Below are 15799 nucleotides of genomic sequence, written 5' to 3' on the forward strand. Positions count from 1 at the left end.
GGCACCCACAGCCCAGTGGACGACAGAGCGTGGTGGAACACTATGTCAGACATCGCAGTCACGTCGAGCGCCGAACTGCTCGGCGGATTTCGGATCACCATCGACGGCCGAACCGTCACCAACTGGCGGGCCGGCAAGTCCCAGGCGCTCGTGCAATACCTGCTGCTGCACCGGGGCCGACCGGTCAGCCGGGACACCCTCCGCTCGGCGCTGTGGCCGCACCTGCCCCCGTCTGCCGGCGTCACCTCGGTGAAGGCCGCGGTGCACGGGGCCCGCCGCGCCCTCTGCGTACCGGGCGAACGGCACTCGCCGGTGCGGATCGCCTCGGTGGACGGCGGCTACCTGCTCCAGGCCGACCACCTCCGGATCGACGTGGCCACCTTCGAACGGCGGATGACCGCCGCCACCGCCGCGGTCGCCGGCGGCGACCGGACGCTGGCCGCTGGGCACCTGCGGCGCGCGCTGGAGGTCTACCGGGGCGACCTGCTGCCCAACCAGGACGCGGAGTGGGCGGTGGCCGAGCGGGAGTGGTGCCGGGTCCGCGCCCTGCACGCCCTGCGGCTCCTCAGCGACCTGGCCCTGGATACCGGGGACTGGTGGGCCGCGATCCGCTGGAACCGCCGGGCGTTGGAGGTGGACCCGTACGACCCGGCGGCCTTCACCGTCCTGGCCGACTGCCACCGCCGGCTCGGCATCACCGGGGCGGCGCTGCGCTGGGACGAGCTCGCCCAGAGCCGGCTGGCGCAGGTGTGACCACCGGAAGGAACCGACCGCAACCCATGGAGGGAGCAGCATGACCATCACGATCCCGCTGAAGCACCCGACCCCGACCGCGCCGCCCCGGGCCGCCGGTGACCAGCTCCCGGCCGGCCCGCCGACGCCGGACCCCACGCCGGGCCCGACGCCGCCCGCCCGCCGCTCGCTGGGCAGCCGGTGGCGGCAGGCCCTGCACCGCATGCGGCGGAGCGTGCGGGCGATCGCCGACGACTGCCCCCCGATCCTGCTCTACACCGCGCACCGCAACTGAGCCCCAGCCGCACCCGCGCCACCCTGACCGAGGGCGCCCCGCACGTCGTGCCAGACGTGCGGGGCGCCCCTTTCTCTGCCGTCCTGCCACTGCGGGAAAGAACCATGCGCTGATAGTCGTAGATGGACCTTCCACCTTCGAGGAAATCCCACCCGAATGAGGATGCGCCACCTTGGCCAAAGGAATCGACGTCCCTAACGTCGTTGGCACCGGTATTCATCGACGTCGACCACGGCGTCGGGAGTGAGGGGGAGAGGCCGAATGGCCGCTGATGGGCAGAGAGTTTCGGTCGTCATACCGAACTACAACTACGAGAAGACGCTCGGTGCGTGCCTGGACGCCGTGTTCGCGCAGACCCACCGGCCGTACGAGGTCATCGTCGTCGACGACGGCTCGACCGACCGGTCCCGCGACATCGCGGCCCGGTACCCGTGCCGGGTGGTCGACGGAGGTGGCAACCGGGGCGTGTCGGCGGCCCGCAACATCGGCGCGCGGGCCGCCACCGGCGACATCCTCTTCTTCGTCGACTCCGACGTGGCGCTGCGGGCCGACGCGATCGCCAACGCCCTGGCGGTGCTCGCCGCCGATCCCTCCTGCGGCTGCGTGCACGGCACCTACGACACCCAGCCGCTCTACGACGACGGGCCGATCGAGCACTACAAGGTGCTGCACGCGCACTGGTGGCGGCGGCGCAGCGTGGGCCGGGTCAACACCGCGATCTTCGCGCTGGCCGCGGTGCGGCGCTCCGCGTTCCTCGCCGCCGGCCAGTTCCACGAGGAGCTGCGCGACGCCGAGGACGTCGAGTACAGCGAGCGGCTCGCCCGGGTCACCGGCATCAGGCTCACCGACACCGTGGTCGGCCGGCACGACGACTGCGCCCGGTTCGGGGACATGCTGCGCGAGCAGTACCGCCGTTCGCTGCCGCTGGCGGCGTTCGCCGGGGCGCACCGGATGCGCGCCGGCAGCGTGGCGGTCAATCCCGCCCTCGGTGTGCTGGCCGCCCCGCTGGTGCTGGCCACCCTGCCGCTCGGCCTGCTGCACCCGGCGCTGCTCGCCGTGCCGCTCGCCTGCTTCGGGCTCTTCCTGCTCGCCGACCCGGGCCTGCTGCCGTTCGTCCGGCGCGAGCGCGGCACGGCCTTCCTGGCCTGGTTCGTCGGCGTGCACCTGGTGGCCCAGCTCGCCATCGTGGTGGGCGCGGCGGCCGGACTGGTCGCCCGGCTGCGCGGCACCGGCAGCCCCCGCCCGCTACCCCTCGCGGCGGGTCGGTGATGGGCAGGCGGCGGGCGTGGCGCACGGCGCTCACGGCGGTCTTCGTGGTCGCGGTGCTCGGCGGCGTCGCCCTGGCCCTGCGCGGGCAGGACTGGTCGACGCTGGGCCGGCTGCTGCGGCCGGACACCGCCGGGTGGCTGCTGGCCGCGCTGCTGGTGACCGGGGCCGGTCTGCTCTGCGGCATGCGGGCCTGGACGCTGACGCTGGCCTCGGTGGGGGCGGAGGTGCCGTCCCGCACCGGCGTCCGGATGTTCTTCGTCGGGTTCCTCGGCAAGTTCGTCCCGGGCCGGCTGTGGGGCCTGCTCGCCCAGCTCCGGCTCGGCGACGCCGCCGGGGTCAGCCGGGGGCGGATGGCCGGCACCTACCTGGTGAACCTGGTCGTGGTGCTGCTGACCGGCGGCGCGGTGGGGCTCCTGGTGGCCCCGGCCGTGCTCGGCACCGGCGCCGGGCTGGCCTGGCTGCTCCTGCCGGTCGCCCTGCTGGTGGTGCTGGCCGTCCGGCCCGGGCTGCTCGACACCCTGGTCCGGCTGGCCGCCCGGGTCGCCCGCCGGCCCCAGCCGGCACCGCTGCACCGGCCCGCCGAGGTCCGCCGCTCGATCGGGTGGCAGACCCTGTCCTGGGTGCTCTCGGGGATGCACCTGTGGGTCGTCGCGGTGCTGCTCGGCGCGGACGCTCGCGCCGCCCTGGCGGCGGCGGTCGGCGCGTTCGCCCTGGCCACCACCGCCGGCACGTTCGCCATCTTCGTGCCGGACGGCGCCGGCGTGCGGGAGGTGCTGGTGGTCGCGGCCCTGTCCACCGTCCTGCCCCTGCCGGCGGCGGTCACCGCGGCGGTGGCCAGCCGGGTGCTCAGCACCCTCGCCGAGGTGCTCACGGCGGGCCTGGCGCTGCTCACGGTCACGGTCTCGGACCGGCTCGCCGCCAGGGGCCGCGCCGCCACCCCGCCCGCCGGGGCGGACGCCCGGCTCACCCCGACCCCCGGCTGACGCCGGGCACGACCCACCGACTCCACCACCGCCACCGCTCCACCACCACTGCTCCACCACCGCCACCGCTCCACCACCACCGCCTCCGGAAAACCCCGCTTCGGAAAGGACCCCTCATGACCGAGCTACTGACCATCGACGACGCGGAGCAGCTCTCCGTCGCCGAGGTGCAGGACCTCTACCGCAAGCACGTCAACAAGAGCCAGGTCAGCCTGATGACCTCGTTCGGCTTCGGCCGGGAGCTGGTCGACCACGCCCAGGGCCCCTGGATCCACACCCGGGACGGCCGGCGGATCCTGGACTTCACCGGCGGCGTCGGGGTGCTCAACCACGGGCACAACCACCCCCGGATCCTGGCCGCCCGGCAGCGCTTCCAGCAGCAGCAGCGGATGGAGGTGCACAAGACCTACTTCTCGCCGTACCTGGCCGCCCTGTCGCACAACCTGGCCGCCGTGCTCCCCGGCGACCTCGACATGTCGTTCCTGCCCAACTCCGGTGCGGAGGCGGTGGAGGGCGCGGTCAAGCTCGCCTACAAGTACCACGGCGGCAAGCGCAACACGATCATGCGCAGCGACATCAGCTTCCACGGCAAGCTGCTCGGTTCGGGCAGCCTCACCGGCAGCTCGCAGAACCACTTCACCTTCCCCGGCATCCCGGGCGTGGTGAGCTTCCCGTACGACGACCTGGCCGCGGTCCAGGCCGCCGTCGACGCGACCCGGGACCGCCGGGGCAAGTGCGACGTGTACGCGATCCTCATCGAACCGTTCAGCGCCTCGACCATGCGCTGGTGCTCGGAGGAGTTCCTGCGCGGGCTGCGCGAGCTGTGCACCCGCGAGGACATCGTGCTGATCTTCGACGAGATCTACACCGGCTGGGGCAAGACCGGCACGATGTTCTACTTCATGCGCTACCCGGGGCTGATCCCGGACGTGGTGACCACGTCGAAGTCCTTCGGCGGCGGCAAGTCCTCGATCTCCGCGTACGTGGCCCGGCGGCCGATCTTCCACAAGGCGTACGAGAGCTTCAACGACGCGCTGTTGCAGAGCACCAGCACCACCTACTACGGCTTCGGCGAGGAGACGGCCACCGCGATCGAGGCGATCAACGTGGCGGTGGAGGAGGACTTCCCCGCCCGGGCCCGCGACATCGAGCGGGTCCTGGGTCCCGGGCTGGCCCGGCTCGCCAAGGAGCACCCGGACGCGATCGCCGAGGTCCGGGGCGCGGGCGCCCTGTGGGGGGTGTTCCTGGACGCGCCCCGGGTGCTGGACCTGGTCACCAAGCTGGCGCCCGGCGGCCTGGCCAAGGACCCGCAGTTCGGCACGAAGCTCGTCACCTGCGCGGTCATCAGCGCCCTCTACCGGGACCACGACATCTACACGTACTACACGCTCAACGGCAAGAACCCACTGGTGGTCGGCCCGTCGCTGGTGACCGGCACGGCCGAGGTGGAGCACTTCCTCGACCGCCTGGACCAGACCCTCGCCCAGGGCCTGCCCCGGCTGGTCACCCGTTTCGTCAAGGAGAAGGTGTCGTCGCTGTGGTGAATCAGAACGCGAAGACGGTGGTGGTGACCGGCGGCAGCGGAATGCTGGGCGGGCACCTGGTGCGGGCGCTGGCCGCCGACGGCTGGCGGGTGCGCGGCCTGGACGTGCGTGACCCGATCGAGCCGGTGCGGGGCGTGGAGTACACGGTCGCCGACGTGCGGGACCGGGCCAGGGTCGGTGCCGTCCTGGCCGGCGCGGACGCCCTGGTGCACACCGCGGCCGCCCTGCCCAGCTACCCCGAGGACGAGATCCGCTCGATCATCGTGGGCGGCACGGAGACGGTGCTGGACGCCGCCGCCCGCGCCGGAACGGCCCGGGTGGTGCACGTCTCCTCGACCGCCGTGTACGGGCTGCCGAACGTGGTGCCCACCACCGAGGAGTACCCGCGGGAGCCGGTCGACCCGTACAGCCGGGCCAAGGCCGGCGCGGAGGAGGTCGCCGAGCGGTACCGCGCAGCCGGCATGGTGCTGCCGATGCTGCGGCCCAAGACGTTCCTCGGGCCGGGCCGGATGGGGCTGTTCTCGATGCTCTTCGAGTGGGCCGAGGAGGGTCGCAACTTCCCGGTCCTCGGCAAGGGCGACGTGCGGATCCAGATGCTGGCGATCGACGACCTGGTCGACGCGGTACGCACCGTGCTGCACGCGCCGGACGACGTCGCCAACGACACGTTCAACATCGCCGCCGACCAGTTCGCCACCCTGCGGGAGGACTTCCAGGCGGTGCTGGACGCCGCCGGCCACGGCAAGCGCGTCGTCTCGGTGCCGGTGCGCCCCGCCGTCGCCGCGCTGGAGCTGCTGCAACGGCTCAAGCTCTCCCCGGTCTACGGACGCCTCATCCACAAGCTGCGGGCGGACTCCTACGTCAGCGTCGACAAGGCCCGCGACGTCCTCGGCTGGACCCCCCGGTTGTCCAACCGCGACGCCATCCTGCGCACCTACGACTGGTGGCGGGCCAACAACCGCACCGCCGCTCCGACCTCGTCCGGCCGGACCAGCCGGGACCCCTGGAAGCAGGGCGCCCTCGGCCTGGCCAAGGCCATCTTCTGATCGGCACCGGAGGTAACCGTGACTGTCCTCGTCGACCCGCCGACCCTCGACCGGCCGGCCCCGGCCGCCGCCCCCACGGCGGCCCGGGCCACCGACTCCCCCGCCACCGACCGCAACCTGGTGCGTGACCTGATCACCCTGATCCGACCGCACCAGTGGGCGAAGAACCTGCTGGTGGTGCCGCTGGTGCTGATCGACACCCCTCGGCTCGGCCTCGGTCTCCTCGGCCGGGTGAGCTGGGCGGTGCTGCTGTTCACCATGGTCTCCGCGCTGGTCTACGTCTGGAACGACGTCTACGACCGGCACCGCGACCGGGCGCACCCCACCAAGCGCAACCGGCCGATCGCCTCGGGCCGGGTGAGCGTGCCCGCCGCGTACGCCTTCGGCGCGCTGATCGCCACCGCGCTGGTCGCGGCGGTGGCGTTCGGACCGGCGTTCCCCTGGTGGCCGCTCGCGGCCTACCTGACGCTCAACGTCGCCTACAGCAGGGGGCTCAAGCACCTGCCGCTGCTGGACGTGCTGGTGGTGGCCGGCGGCTTCCTGCTCCGGGTGGTGCAGGGCTACCTGGCCGCCGGGGTCGCCGTGTCGAGCTGGCTGCTGATCGCCGTCTTCTCCCTCTGCCTGCTGCTCATCCTCGGCAAGCGGCGGCACGAGATGGCCGTCGGTGGCAGCGCCCACCGCCCCTCGCTGGCCGGCTACTCGGTGCAGTACCTGGACCTGCTGATCGTGCTCTGCGCCGCGGTCGCGATCAGCGGCTTCCTCGGCCACGTGCAGGCCACCATCCCCACCCCGTACCAGGCGCTGGCGTTGGTCGGCTCGACCCCGTTCGCGCTCTTCGCGGTGGCCCGCTACCTCCAGGTGGTCGTCGTCGACGGTGACGGCGGCGAACCCACCCGGGTGCTGCTGAAGGACCGGGCGATGCTGGTCAACGCCCTGCTGTGGGGCGTGCTGATCGGCGGCGTCCTGCTCGTCACCCAACACCCGGCCCTGCTCGCCCTCGCCCACTGACGATCCCGACCCACCTCACCCACCCCCTCCTGAGGAGACAGCCCCATGACGACCCCGACCGCGAACCCGCTGGTCTCGGTGATCATCCCGAACTACAACTACGGCAACTCCATCGGCAAGTGCATCGACGCCGCGCTGGGGCAGACCTACCAGCCGATCGAGGTGATCGTGGTCGACGACCACAGCACCGACGACTCGCTGGCCAAGGCCCGTCAGCGGCCGGTGACGGTGCTCCAGACCCCGCGCAACAGCGGGGTGGCCGTCGCCCGCAACACCGGCGCCGCGGCGGCCCGCGGCGAGATCCTCTTCTTCGTCGACTCCGACGTGGCGCTGCGCCCGGACGCGGTGGAGCTGGCGGTCGCCGAGCTGGCCGCCCACCCCGAGTACGGCGCGGTCTGCGGCATCTACGAGGAGGACCCGCTGATCCGCGACAGCATCGTCGAGGAGTGCCGGGTGCTCCAGGCGTACTGCTGGCGGATGGCGTCCCTCGGCGAGGTCAGCTTCCTCTTCTCGTCGCTGACCGCGATCCCCCGCCGGGTCTTCGAGGAGGTCGGGCCGTTCAACCCCCGGCTGCGACAAACCGAGGAGGTCGACTACGGCGAGCGGATGTCGGCCCGCCACCAGATCATGGTCACCGACCAGGTCCGCGGCTGGCACGACGACGACGACGAGCTGTGGCCGCTGCTGCACAAGCTCTACCGCCGGGCCCGGCTGCGGGTGCCGCTGTTCGCCCGGCGGCGGCGCTTCGCCAAGGGCTTCGAGAGCCCGGCCCGCTCCTTCGGCACGGTGGCCGCCCTCGGCGTGCTCGCCAGCCTGCCGCTGGCCGTGCTGCACCCCGCCTGGCTGCTGCTGACCGCCGCCCTGTTCGGCATCTCGCTGTCGGCGGACGCGGAGATGTACCGGCACGTGCGACGCCGCAAGGGCCTGCCGTTCCTGGCCGTGTTCACCGCCGTCGCCTTCGGCACGAACGTGGCGATCGCCGCCGGCATCGCGGTCGGCGCCCTGCAGTGGCTGGTGTCCCGCGACTTCCGCCGGCTCTACGACGCCGAGTGGTCGTCCGCCCGCACCCCGTCGTCCCCGACGATGGTCGGGACCACGGCATGAGCCTCCTGCTCGACCCCGTCCCCGGCGCGGCCACCGCCGCGCCGGGGGCCCCCGGGGTCATCACCCCCGCCGCACCGCGACGCCGCGACCCGGGCAGGCCGGGGTGGCCGCGCCGGGCCCGCTGGCTCGCCGCGCTCACCGCCTGCTGGGCGGTGTTCCTCCTGACGTTCCTGTTCCTCACCGGTGGGCACTGGTGGTGGCGGCCCGTCGAGCTGATGCCGCCGCTGGTCTTCGTCGCGGTGCCGCTGCTGCTGCTGGCCCTCGCCCCGCTGGCCCGGCCGGCGCGCGCCCGGCTCGCCGTCGCCGCGGTGTGCTGCCTGGTCATCGGGTTCGACGTGTCCGGCCTGAACCCGGCCGCGCTGTCCGGCGGGGCCACCCCCGCCCCGCCCGGCGCGGTCCGGGTCTTCTCCTGGAACACCGAGTACTGGTACGACGGCTCCGACCCGCAGCGCTTCCACGACTACCTGGCCGCCCAGCAGGCCGACGTCTACCTGCTCCAGGAGTACGTCGGCTGGGACCTGGACCGGCACCGTCCGGTCCGGGTGGACCACGTCGCCGAGCTGCGCCGCCTCTTCCCCGACTACCAGGTGGTGGCCGTCGGGGAGCTGCTCACCATGTCCCGCCTTCCGATCGTGGCCTCGCGGGCCCTGGACGGGCTGCCGTACCTGACCGACCCGGTCCGGCACGGGGTGCCGGCGGACTCGGACTTCGGCGACTACTACCGGCACAAGGTGCTCCGCACCGACGTGCTCGTCGACGGCCGGGTGCTCTCCGTCTACAACGTGCACGTGCCGGTGCAGCTCGACATCTCGATGGACCCGACCGACGCCGAGTTCACCGAGTTCATGCGGGCCCAGGAGGACCGCCGGCAGGCCCACTACCGGGCGCTGCGGGCCGACCTGGCGGGCAACGGCAACGGGCAGCTCGTCGCCGGCGACTTCAACGCCACCTCGGCGATGGGCGAACTGCACGACCTCGCCGGTGGGATGACCGACGTGGCCGAGGCCAGCGGCCTGCTCTACCCGGCGTCCTGGCCGGACGGCAAGCCGTGGTGGCGGCTGGACTGGGCGTTCGTCTCCGGCCCGATGCGGTCCCACGACTACCGGATGGTCGGCCCGCAGGGCCTCTCCGACCACCTCGGGCAGCGGTTCACCGTCTCCCTCACCGGCACCGGCTGACCGGCACGCGCGGGCGGCGGCCGGCCCCGTCCCGCTCCCCCGCCCGGGGGAGCGGGACGGGGTTTCTGCGTGGACACACGGCGACCGGGCAGGGGATTCCCCTGCCCGGTCGCCGACGCGGGTCCGGTTCAGCAGGCCTCGTCGAGCCGCTTGCGCAGCTCGGTCGGCAGGTCCAGGTCGACCGCGGCGAGGGCCTCGTCGAGCTGCGCCACCGAGCTGACCCCGACGATCGGCACGATCGCCGGGTCCCCGCCGGTCAGCCAGCTCAGCACGACCTGGTTGACCGTGACGCCCAGCTCGTCCGCCACCTCCCGCAACGCCTGGAGCCGGCGCTCGGTGCCCGGGTGCTGGTAGTGCTCCGGCAGCGGCTTGTCCGGCCGGGTGTACGAGCCCCACAGCAGGGTGCTGTACGCGAACATGGTCAGGCCCCGGCTGCGGACCAGGTCCAGCAGCTCGTCGCTGGCGTGCACGTGCCCGCCCTCGGGCAGCGCCGTCGCCGGCCGGGGCAGCAGGTAGGAGTAGCGCTGCTGCACCGCCGTGTACGGCGTCCAGCCCCGCGCCTCGGCCAACGCCCGGGTCTCGGCCAGCCGCCAGGCGGCGTGGTTGCTGGCCCCCAGCGTGCGGACCTTCCCCTCGGTCACCGCCTCGTGGAACGTCGCCAGGGTCTGCTCGTCGGGGGTGTCGCGGTCCTCCCGGTGCGAGTAGTACAGGTCCAGGTGGTCCACGCCGAGCCGCTGGAGCGAGCCGGCGAGCTGCGTGCGGATCACCTCCGGGGCGAGCCCCTCGGCCCCGCCGTTCGCCCCCGGCCCGGAGCCCACCTTCGACGCCAGCACCAGGCCGTCCCGGCCGCCCCGGCGGGCCAGCCACCGGCCGAGCACCGTCTCGCTCTCGCCGCCGACCCCGCCGGGGACCCAGAACGAGTAGCAGTTCGCGGTGTCGATGGTGGTGCCGCCCGCCTCGACGAAGCGGTCCAGGATCGCGAACGAGGTCTCCTCGTCCACTTCGGTGCCGAACGCCATCGCGCCGAGGCAGAGCTGGCTGACCTGGATCCCCGCGCCGCCGGACAACTCGCGTTGCCTCATGAGTCCCTCCCAGAGTGTGACGGATCGTCGCGCCCAGGATAGGGACGACGACCCGCCGCAGGCCCGCTCCGGATCGATATCTACGACCTTCGGCGCAGGACAGATGGCACCCAGGGCGCATCTGTGCCGGCGGCGGACGTCGCCACCTTGTTGCCGTCGTCGCCGGCTTCCTACAGTCGCCGCAGGGCACCGGCCACACCGGTGCGGCGCCCGGAAGGAGGATGACACCATGCGGGTCGGCCTGGTTCCCGGCGTGTGGTCGTACGGCCTCGGCTCGGTCTCCACCGTGCTCTCCGTGTACGAGGCGGTTCGCCTCGCGGGGCACACGCCGGTGCTGTTCGCCAGCCCACACTTCCGGCCGCTGCTGGACCGGCTGGGCGTGCCGGCGGTGCCGATCCCCGGGCCGGACGCCGCGCCGTACCCCGACGCGGCGACCGCCCTGCGCCTGGACGACCTGCTGTCCCGGTCCGCATACGCCGACGCCGACCTGGTGGAGACCGTCCTGGCCGCGCAGCTGCGGGAGTTCCGGGCCCGCCGGGTGCAGGTGCTGTTCCACGACTACGACCTGACCACCGTGGTCGCCGGGTCGCTCGCCGGCATCCCCGTGGTCACCCCGGTCACCTGGCCGGACCACCGGCTCTTCGGGCGGGGCAGCGACGGGTGGGCGCCGGTGGACACCCGGGCGCTGGCCGCCTTCCGCCCGGCGTTGAGCCGCAGCCGGGCGCCGGAGCCCCAGTCCCTGTCGGAGGTGCTCTTCACCTGGAGCACCCGCCTGGTCTATCCGCTGTCGCCCGAGATGGACCCGCTGGTCGCGCGGCACAGCACCGGCGAGTACGTCGGCCAGCTCACCGCGGCGTCCCTGGACCGGCACCTCGTCACCGGGCCGGCGGACTGGCCCCGGCCGGGGCAGCGCGGGCTGCTGGCCTACACCAGCGGCCCGCCGATGGACGCCGACTGGTACTACCGGCACTGCCTCGCGGCGTTCGAGGGCACGGACGTCGACGTGCTGATCGCCTCGGGCAGCACCGACACGGCCCCGCCCCGGGTGTCGCCGCGCGGCAACGTGCAGGCGTGGCCGCTGCTGCCGCTGCGCAACCTGCTCGGGCGGGCCAGGGCGCTGCTCTGCCACGGTGGCCGGGGCACGCTCGCCAGCGCGGTGCACGCCGGCGTTCCGCTGCTGGTCTTCCCCGGCGGGGACCCGGAGCGCGAGTACTTCGCCGACATGCTGGCCCGGCAGGGCCTGGCCGCCAACTGCGGGGACGACGACTGGCGGCCGGAGCGGCTGCGGGAGCTCGTCGACCGCGCCGGCACCGTCCGGCCGTCCCGGCCCGCCCGGGCCGCCGCGCCGCCGACCGGGCCGTCCCGCGTCGTCTCGATCATGCAGGAGCTGACCGCCGACCCGGTCCGGCTGCTGTCGCGCGCCGGCTGACCCCACCGACCTCCGACCGACAAGGAGAACCGACCGATGACCGGGCACCCTGGTGACCATCCGACCGACGACCACTACGGGGACGAGCTGACCCTGCGGCTGTCCGCGGTGACCGACACGCGCGCCCTGGACGACGGCGAGGCCCTGCACACCTTCATGCGCGACCTCGTCGCCCGCATCGGCATGACCGTGATCGCCGGGCCGCTGGTCGCCAGCGAGGACGGCCCGCCGCACCAGGCCGGCAAGTCGGCCGTGGTGATCCTCGCCGAGTCGCACGCCGCCATCCACACCTATCCGGGGCTGCGGGAGGTGTTCGTGAACATCTTCTCCTGCAAGCCGTTCCGCGAGGCCGACGTCCTCGACGAGCTGGCCGGGCTGGTGGGCGGGTTCGAGATCAGTGAGCGGTCCCTGACCCGCCGGGGCGAGAACTGGCCCCGCGCGCTCGGGCCGGCGGTCCGGCTGTGGCGCGGTCAGCGGCTCGCGGCGGTGAGCGCCTGACGGCCGGGCGTGGACGGGGGGTGGTTCCGGAAGTTTCGAGAATCCGGATCCGGGTCGCCGCTCCCACCCGGCGGCACCGCATGACCATGCGGAACGCGGCCCCGGCACGCGGCCGGCAGCCGGCCGGAGTCACCCCCCGACCCCGAACCGAAGGAGGAGAAGTTTCGGGAATATTTCGGAAAGTCGTTGACAGACCCAAAGTCGGCGTCCTACGTTCGTCATCGACGGTTCTCAATGCTGTCGATGTCACCCCCCGCGACCCCGTCCCGGTCGTGCCCGAGGACCGCCCGCCCACCGTGTGGTGAGACGCCGACCGACCGGCTGCCGCGCCTGGCCGTCGACAGCCCGCCGGGTCGCACCGCGGCGCTGGCCACCACCAGCTGTCACGAGGAGGAACACGCACATGAACCACACCTCGACCAGACCGCGAAGGGGCAGCCGCCTACGGCTCCTCCTCGGCGCCGCGTGCGCCGCAGCGCTGGCCGTCACCGGCACGTTCATCGCCTCGCCCAACGCGTACGCCGAGGCCGACCGTACCCTCACCGCCAACCTCACCGGCACGCACAACGGCTACTACTTCTCGTTCTGGAAGGACAACGGCAACGCCAGCATGACGCTGCGCGCCGACGGCCGTTACAGCAGCAGCTGGGACCGGAGCACCAACAACTGGGTCGGCGGCAAGGGCTGGGCCACCGGCACCCGACGGACGGTCAGCTACTCGGCCAACTACAACCCGGGCAACAACAACACCTACCTCGCCCTGTACGGATGGACGCGCAACCCGCTCATCGAGTACTACGTGGTGGAGAACTTCGGCAGCTACAACCCGAGCACCGGGGCCACCAGGCTGGGCACGGTGACCACCGACGGCGGCACCTACGACATCCTGCGCAGCCTACGGACCAACGCCCCGTCGATCGACGGCATCCAGACGTTCTACCAGTACTGGAGCGTGCGCCAGAACAAGCGGAGCAGCGGCACCATCACCACCGCCAACCACTTCGACGCCTGGGCCCGCGCCGGCCTCAACCTCGGCACCAACCACAGCTACCAGATCATGGCCACCGAGGGCTACCAGAGCAGCGGCAGCTCCGACGTCACCGTCTGGGAGGGCGGCGGGGGCAACCCCACCAGCGGTCCGACCAGCGGCCCGACCACCCCGCCCGCGGGTGGCAACTGCACCGCGGTGCTGTCGCCGGCCGAGCAGTGGGGTGACCGGTTCAACCTGAACGTGGCGGTCAGCGGCGCCAGCAACTGGGTGGTCAGCCTCGGCCTCGGCGGCGGCCAGAGCATCCAGAACAGCTGGAACGCCTCGGTCAGCGGCACCACCGGCACCGTCACCGCCAGGCCGAACGGCAACGGCAACAACTTCGGCATCACGATCATGGCCAACGGCAACTGGAACTGGCCGACGGTCACCTGCCGGACCGGCTGACCCCGGCCCGGACGTACCAGACGGGTGGCGTGCCGGCCGAGCCGGCGCGCCACCCGTCGCCGCACGCGGCGCGGTTCACGGGGTCGGCGTGGCCATGGTCTGCAGCCCGACCCGCAACGCCTCGACGACGAGGTCGAGCAGCTCCTCCCGGTGCGAGACTCCGCCGGGCACCAGGCGGAGCAGCTCCGCGCCCACCCGGCTGAGCAGCTCGTCGGCGAGTGGCGCGATCGCGGTCACCGAGCCGGCGAGCACGTGCAGCACCTCGGTCAGCGGAGCGTCCGGCCTGCTCGCAACCCGTGCGGCCAGCACCGCACGGGCGCCCCGGACGCCGAACGCGCCGTCCGGACGCGGCAGGAGGACGCCGCTGTCGATCAACGGGCGGATCAGGCTCGGGTCGGCGCGCAGCACCTGGTCGATCGTCCGCTCCGGCAGGATGAACTTGCCGATCACCCCGTCCGGGTCGATCAGGGCGCAGATCGTCTCCAGGGAGAGGCCCCGCCCTTGCAGGAGCGCCACGGTCCGCATCCGGTTGAGGTGGGGAAGGTCGTAGTAGGGCGTCCTGCCGATCCGGTTCGGCGGCTGCAACAACCCACGGGTGTGGTAGGAGCGGATGGTCCGTGGGGTGAGCCAGACCTCGGCCGCGAGCTGATCTATGGTCATCAATATAATCCCCTACCTCCGCTCGTTGCCGCAGCAGCCCGACGCCCGGATGACGGCCGGGCCCGGTGAGCCTCGGCCCGCCCGCCTTCCTCCGGAGCGCGGCAGCACGTCCGGGGGATCGACGGATCGCCGACCGTCGGCACGGACCCACCGATGCCGACGGAGGGGACCGGGCAGCCCGCCGGGCGCACACCGAGTGGTTTACGCCGGAGCCCGTCGGACGACATTCCCCATCCCCCGGACCGTGATTGTGGCAGCGCCGCTATAAGCAAAACATAAAGGGCGCGCAGGCGTTCGTCGCGCCCGTCGCCCACGCCTGGACGAATGCCACCAACCGGCCGCCCCGGCGATACGCGTAAGACACCCGGGCCGAGCACAACACGCCACCCCGCGATGTACGTGATGCATACCCGGCGGCGCTTCGCGACCCAAAAAGGCCCTACGGCGCAATGTCACTTCTTTGGTCACACCCGGATACACCCGGCCCGCGGCAGCCTCCGGCCAGGCGGGCACCTCCGGCCAGGCGGAGAAGCCGACCCCCCGCCCGGACACCTGCGGGAAAGCTCACCGTAGGCGGCCGGGACCAGCAGGCCCGGCCGCGCGCCGCCGAGTTCCCACGCCTCGACGGACAACCGGACGGCGTCAACCCCGGCGGGTCAATTATCCACGCCGCGCAATTCTTGCGTCGCCCGCCGCCCGTGCCCAACCGAGGGAATCCGCGCATCCGAGCCGACGGCGTCCACATCGGCCCAGCGACCAATCATTCGCCCACATTGATCCCGCTCGTCGAATTCGACGCATCATCCGACACCCGCCGAACAGTTGTCGGTCGATGGGTTGAAAGGGTGAGCGGACCAACCCTTCGGACCATCGCCGAAGGATGATCGGCTGACAAGAATCGCCCTGCACATTCACCTCGCCGCATGTCGCGGAAAGGATCGCTTCCATTTATTTGAGCCTCGCCGGTTGCTGCCGATGCTTGTCGGTGTCCGTCCCCCACGAGGGCTCCATGGAGGTCCCAGGATGAACGTTCCGACCAAGCTCCGGCGCGACGGCCAGAGCATCCGCACTCTCCTGCTCCAGCTGACGCTGGCGGTAGCGATGATCTTCGCGGCCACCGCGGTGGCCGCGCCCGCCCAGGCCGGTCCCAAGACGGCGCCCACCGCCGGCACCGAGGCCGCGGTCGGTTCGGCCGCCGCGCCGACCGCCGTGCCGTCCGGGGCCAAGGTGCTCGGCAAGGACTCGGTGTTCGGGCCGGCGGCGTCCTACAGCTACAACGTGTACTACTACGCGCCCAACTACGTCGAGGCCTACTACACCGTCTACTCGGGAGCGGTCAGCTTCGGCGTGTACTGCGCGGGCTGGGGCTGGGTCGACGGCCCCTACGTCGGGGTCGGCTCCTGGTTCAGCTGGGTCGACTGCGGCGGGTACGGGCCGGCGACCGCGTTCCGGTTCCTGACCATCGGCTGATTCCGAACCCGCTCGATCGACAGCAGGTGCGGCCCCCCGGTTCTCCCCGGGGGGCCGCCCCCGTGC

General features: G+C 72.6%; 15 protein-coding genes. 13 read left to right on the forward strand and 2 right to left on the reverse strand.

Going from position 1 to position 15799, the window contains the following annotated elements; genetic code table 11:
• Positions 1 to 42 precede the first annotated feature (42 nt).
• The 9 genes from HDA31_RS23445 to HDA31_RS23485 all read left to right on the forward strand — a co-directional run bounded on the left by HDA31_RS23445 (position 43) and on the right by HDA31_RS23485 (position 9159).
• A complete protein-coding gene (locus HDA31_RS23445) occupies positions 43 to 753 on the forward strand; it encodes an AfsR/SARP family transcriptional regulator (protein WP_178063555.1) in 711 nt (236 codons plus the stop codon).
• Between the two features lie 40 nt (positions 754 to 793).
• Entirely contained in the window at positions 794 to 1027 is a 234-nt protein-coding gene (locus HDA31_RS23450) for a hypothetical protein (RefSeq protein WP_178063554.1), read from the forward strand.
• Positions 1028 to 1288: 261 nt separating this feature from the next.
• The gene (locus HDA31_RS23455) at positions 1289 to 2296 is read left to right on the forward strand and encodes a glycosyltransferase family 2 protein (protein WP_074478408.1); all 1008 of its coding nucleotides are present in this window, start codon (positions 1289 to 1291) and stop codon (positions 2294 to 2296) included.
• Positions 2296 to 3279: a lysylphosphatidylglycerol synthase domain-containing protein gene (locus tag HDA31_RS23460; protein ID WP_178063553.1), complete on the forward strand. Its 984-nt coding sequence runs from the start codon at positions 2296 to 2298 to the stop codon at positions 3277 to 3279. Before HDA31_RS23455 ends, HDA31_RS23460 begins: the two co-directional genes overlap by 1 nt.
• A gap of 215 nt (positions 3280 to 3494) precedes the next feature.
• A complete protein-coding gene (locus HDA31_RS23465) occupies positions 3495 to 4823 on the forward strand; it encodes an aspartate aminotransferase family protein (RefSeq protein WP_219825083.1) in 1329 nt (442 codons plus the stop codon).
• The gene (locus HDA31_RS23470; protein ID WP_074478530.1) at positions 4820 to 5869 is read left to right on the forward strand and encodes an NAD-dependent epimerase/dehydratase family protein; all 1050 of its coding nucleotides are present in this window, start codon (positions 4820 to 4822) and stop codon (positions 5867 to 5869) included. Before HDA31_RS23465 ends, HDA31_RS23470 begins: the two co-directional genes overlap by 4 nt.
• Before the next feature lie 18 nt (positions 5870 to 5887).
• Positions 5888 to 6877, forward strand: a complete 990-nt coding sequence (locus tag HDA31_RS23475) for a UbiA prenyltransferase family protein (protein ID WP_246384437.1) — start codon at positions 5888 to 5890, stop codon at positions 6875 to 6877.
• Positions 6878 to 6922: 45 nt separating this feature from the next.
• Positions 6923 to 7981, forward strand: coding sequence for a glycosyltransferase family 2 protein (locus HDA31_RS23480; protein ID WP_178063551.1), 1059 nt, complete (start codon positions 6923 to 6925; stop codon positions 7979 to 7981).
• The gene (locus tag HDA31_RS23485) at positions 7978 to 9159 is read left to right on the forward strand and encodes an endonuclease/exonuclease/phosphatase family protein (RefSeq protein WP_178063550.1); all 1182 of its coding nucleotides are present in this window, start codon (positions 7978 to 7980) and stop codon (positions 9157 to 9159) included. Before HDA31_RS23480 ends, HDA31_RS23485 begins: the two co-directional genes overlap by 4 nt.
• A 128-nt stretch (positions 9160 to 9287) precedes the next feature.
• On the opposite strand, the gene HDA31_RS23490 is transcribed toward HDA31_RS23485, so the two are convergent.
• A complete protein-coding gene (locus HDA31_RS23490) occupies positions 9288 to 10241 on the reverse strand; it encodes an aldo/keto reductase (RefSeq protein WP_074478402.1) in 954 nt (317 codons plus the stop codon).
• A gap of 229 nt (positions 10242 to 10470) precedes the next feature.
• Here HDA31_RS23490 and HDA31_RS23495 point away from each other — a divergent pair, with 229 nt between their 5' ends.
• From HDA31_RS23495 to HDA31_RS23505, 3 genes are all read left to right on the forward strand, one after another.
• Positions 10471 to 11670 carry a nucleotide disphospho-sugar-binding domain-containing protein gene (locus tag HDA31_RS23495; protein WP_074478400.1) on the forward strand — a complete coding sequence of 400 codons (1200 nt, stop codon included), beginning with the start codon at positions 10471 to 10473 and terminating at the stop codon, positions 11668 to 11670.
• A 36-nt stretch (positions 11671 to 11706) separates the two neighbouring features.
• The gene (locus HDA31_RS23500) at positions 11707 to 12168 is read left to right on the forward strand and encodes an S-adenosylmethionine decarboxylase family protein (RefSeq protein ID WP_074478397.1); all 462 of its coding nucleotides are present in this window, start codon (positions 11707 to 11709) and stop codon (positions 12166 to 12168) included.
• Between the two features lie 403 nt (positions 12169 to 12571).
• Positions 12572 to 13603, forward strand: coding sequence for a glycoside hydrolase family 11 protein (locus HDA31_RS23505; protein ID WP_178063549.1), 1032 nt, complete (start codon positions 12572 to 12574; stop codon positions 13601 to 13603).
• A 75-nt stretch (positions 13604 to 13678) separates the two neighbouring features.
• On the opposite strand, the gene HDA31_RS23510 is transcribed toward HDA31_RS23505, so the two are convergent.
• Entirely contained in the window at positions 13679 to 14263 is a 585-nt protein-coding gene (locus HDA31_RS23510) for a MerR family transcriptional regulator (protein WP_178063548.1), read from the reverse strand.
• A 1023-nt stretch (positions 14264 to 15286) separates the two neighbouring features.
• Here HDA31_RS23510 and HDA31_RS23515 point away from each other — a divergent pair.
• Positions 15287 to 15733, forward strand: coding sequence for a hypothetical protein (locus tag HDA31_RS23515; protein WP_178063547.1), 447 nt, complete (start codon positions 15287 to 15289; stop codon positions 15731 to 15733).
• The last annotated feature ends 66 nt before the right edge of the window (positions 15734 to 15799 follow it).

It is taken from the genome of Micromonospora carbonacea, from assembly GCF_014205165.1.
Lineage (GTDB): Bacteria > Actinomycetota > Actinomycetes > Mycobacteriales > Micromonosporaceae > Micromonospora > Micromonospora carbonacea.